This window comes from Massilia norwichensis (genome assembly GCF_024753245.1).
In the GTDB taxonomy this organism is placed as follows: domain Bacteria; phylum Pseudomonadota; class Gammaproteobacteria; order Burkholderiales; family Burkholderiaceae_D; genus Telluria; species Telluria norwichensis.
On the sequence record NZ_JANUGX010000074.1, the window covers coordinates 1 to 1,391 of the forward strand.

A 1,391-nucleotide genomic window follows, 5' to 3' on the forward strand; every position below is an offset into this window, starting at 1 on the left:
CGTGACGGTGTCCGAAGAGCGACGCCGCCGCTGGTCAGTGCAGGAGAAAGCTGCGCTGGTCAAGGAAACGTACGAACCGGGCATGAGCGTATCGCTGGTGGCCCGCAAGCACGGCATCAGTGCCAGCCAGCTGTTCAACTGGCGCAAGCTCGAGCGAGAAGGCGCCCTGGTCGCGGTGCATTCTGGTGAATCGGTCGTGCCGGCAAGCGAACTGGCAGCGGCACGCGCCCAGATCGCACAACTGCAGCGCATGCTGGGCAAGAAAACAATGGAAGCGGAGATCCTGCGCGAAGCGGTCGAGCTGGCCCGCGAAAAAAAGTGGATTGCGCGCTCACCCTTATTGGACAAGGACGGGCAGTAAAGCCTGTTTGCGTTGTCCTTGCTGTAGCGCGCTCGCACGTGATTGATCTGCTTGCTCGACCTGCAGATTGGATCGACAAGCGCACCGTGGCCAGGCTCGACCCGGTCGCCGACGCGATGATTGCCAACGCTGTACGCGCCGAGATCACGGCACTGCCGACCTATGGCTATCGCCGTGCCGGCGCCCTGGTGAACCGTACGCGCAGCCTGATGGGCCTGCGCCCCGTGAACCACAAGCGCATGTACCGCGTGATGAAGGAACAGGGTTTGCTGCTGCCGAAATCGCCTAGGCGTAGTGATAGCAGCCGCACTCACGACGGCAAAGTGATAGTCGAGGAATCGAACCAGCGCTGGTGCTCGGATGGCTTCGAGATCGCCTGCGACAATGGCGAGGTGGTGACTGGCGTTTTCATGAAGGACTGCTGCGACCGCGAGATCATCGCCTGGCGTGCCTGGATCGGCCGCGGACTGCCTGGTGAGCCAGTGCGCGACATGATGATTGAGGCCGTGGAAGCGCGTTTCGGCAGCACCGACGAGCGGGCGATTACAGTGGAATTCTTGAGCGACAATGGCGGCGCTTTCCGCGCCACCGAGACGCATGCTTTGGCCCGTCAACTGGGCATCAAGCCGGTGCATACGCCAGTGAACAGCCCGCAGTCGAACGGCATGGCAGAGAGCTTTGTGAACACGTTTAAACGCGATTACGTCGGCGGCATGGACCGCAGCAGCGGCGCTGTCGTGCTGGCCCAGTTGCCCGACGCATTCAGGCACTTCAATGAGGTGCATCCTCATTCGGCGCTGGGGTACAAATCGCCGCGCATGTTTAGAAAAGAGCGACGCCGTCAGGCTCTGGAAACTGACGCTAACTGAGCATTAGGCTGTGTCCGGGAATAGCGGGGCAAGATCACTGGATTACCCCGTGTCGGCCGGAGTAGATTGTGCGTTCGTCATGTGAATGTTGGCCGGTTCTTTCATAACGCCCTCATAGTTACCATTGAATCGCCCCGGATTTTGTAGAGGCTCCATTGTTC

General features: G+C 60.5%; 1 protein-coding gene. It reads left to right on the top strand.

Annotated elements, in window-relative coordinates; genetic code table 11:
• Position 1 precedes the first annotated feature (1 nt).
• Positions 2-1,230 (top strand): IS3 family transposase gene (locus NX782_RS26180; protein ID WP_258848433.1). Its coding sequence is split into 2 segments (ribosomal slippage): positions 2-311 and positions 311-1,230, totalling 1,230 coding nucleotides; the frame shifts between segments, so codons are not numbered across the junction.
• The last annotated feature ends 161 nt before the right edge of the window (positions 1,231-1,391 follow it).